The 1,700-nt window shown below is 49.9% G+C and carries 1 tRNA gene and 1 rRNA gene; both read left to right on the forward strand.

The window, feature by feature from the left end:
- A 16S ribosomal RNA gene (locus A3GS_RS0109600) occupies positions 1-1,402 on the forward strand; the annotation flags it as partial.
- Positions 1,403-1,471: 69 nt separating this feature from the next.
- A tRNA-Ala gene (locus A3GS_RS0109605) sits at positions 1,472-1,544 on the forward strand.
- Positions 1,545-1,700 lie beyond the last annotated feature (156 nt).

A 1,700-nucleotide genomic window follows, 5' to 3' on the forward strand; every position in this document is an offset into this window, starting at 1 on the left:
ATAACTATTGGAAACGATAGCTAATACCGCATAACAGTTGATAACTCATGTTATTAGCTTGAAAGATGCAACAGCATCACTACGAGATGGACCTGCGTTGTATTAGCTAGTTGGTGAGGTAAAGGCTCACCAAGGCCACGATACATAGCCGACCTGAGAGGGTGATCGGCCACATTGGGACTGAGACACGGCCCAAACTCCTACGGGAGGCAGCAGTAGGGAATCTTCGGCAATGGGGGCAACCCTGACCGAGCAACGCCGCGTGAGTGAAGAAGGTTTTCGGATCGTAAAGCTCTGTTGTAAGAGAAGAACGTTGATGAGAGTGGAAAATTCATCAAGTGACGGTATCTTACCAGAAAGGGACGGCTAACTACGTGCCAGCAGCCGCGGTAATACGTAGGTCCCGAGCGTTGTCCGGATTTATTGGGCGTAAAGCGAGCGCAGGCGGTTTCGTAAGTCTGAAGTTAAAGGCAGTGGCTCAACCATTGTTCGCTTTGGAAACTGCGAGACTTGAGTGCAGAAGGGGAGAGTGGAATTCCATGTGTAGCGGTGAAATGCGTAGATATATGGAGGAACACCGGTGGCGAAAGCGGCTCTCTGGTCTGTAACTGACGCTGAGGCTCGAAAGCGTGGGGAGCAAACAGGATTAGATACCCTGGTAGTCCACGCCGTAAACGATGAGTGCTAGGTGTTAGGCCCTTTCCGGGGCTTAGTGCCGCAGCTAACGCATTAAGCACTCCGCCTGGGGAGTACGACCGCAAGGTTGAAACTCAAAGGAATTGACGGGGGCCCGCACAAGCGGTGGAGCATGTGGTTTAATTCGAAGCAACGCGAAGAACCTTACCAGGTCTTGACATCCCGATGCCCGCTCTAGAGATAGAGTTTTACTTTTGTACATCGGTGACAGGTGGTGCATGGTTGTCGTCAGCTCGTGTCGTGAGATGTTGGGTTAAGTCCCGCAACGAGCGCAACCCCTATTGTTAGTTGCCATCATTGAGTTGGGCACTCTAGCGAGACTGCCGGTAATAAACCGGAGGAAGGTGGGGATGACGTCAAATCATCATGCCCCTTATGACCTGGGCTACACACGTGCTACAATGGCTGGTACAACGAGTCGCAAGCCGGTGACGGCAAGCTAATCTCTTAAAGCCAGTCTCAGTTCGGATTGTAGGCTGCAACTCGCCTACATGAAGTCGGAATCGCTAGTAATCGCGGATCAGCACGCCGCGGTGAATACGTTCCCGGGCCTTGTACACACCGCCCGTCACACCACGAGAGTTTGTAACACCCGAAGTCGGTGAGGTAACCTTTTAGGAGCCAGCCGCCTAAGGTGGGATAGATGATTGGGGTGAAGTCGTAACAAGGTAGCCGTATCGGAAGGTGCGGCTGGATCACCTCCTTTCTAAGGAAGTCCATAAGGACATAACGGAAGCACGTTTGGGAAGTTTTGTTTAGTTTTGAGAGGTCTTGTGGGGCCTTAGCTCAGCTGGGAGAGCGCCTGCTTTGCACGCAGGAGGTCAGCGGTTCGATCCCGCTAGGCTCCATTAACATCATAAGATGTTAAGATTGTCCATTGAAAATTGAATATCTATATCAAATTCCATATAGAAATATATGAAATAGTAACAAGAAAATAAACCGAAAACGCTGTGATTTAATGAGTTTAAGGTCGTAAGACCAAAATAAGGTTAAGTTAATAA

Origin of the sequence: Streptococcus caballi DSM 19004, from assembly GCF_000379985.1 — a bacterium.
In the GTDB taxonomy this organism is placed as follows: domain Bacteria; phylum Bacillota; class Bacilli; order Lactobacillales; family Streptococcaceae; genus Streptococcus; species Streptococcus caballi.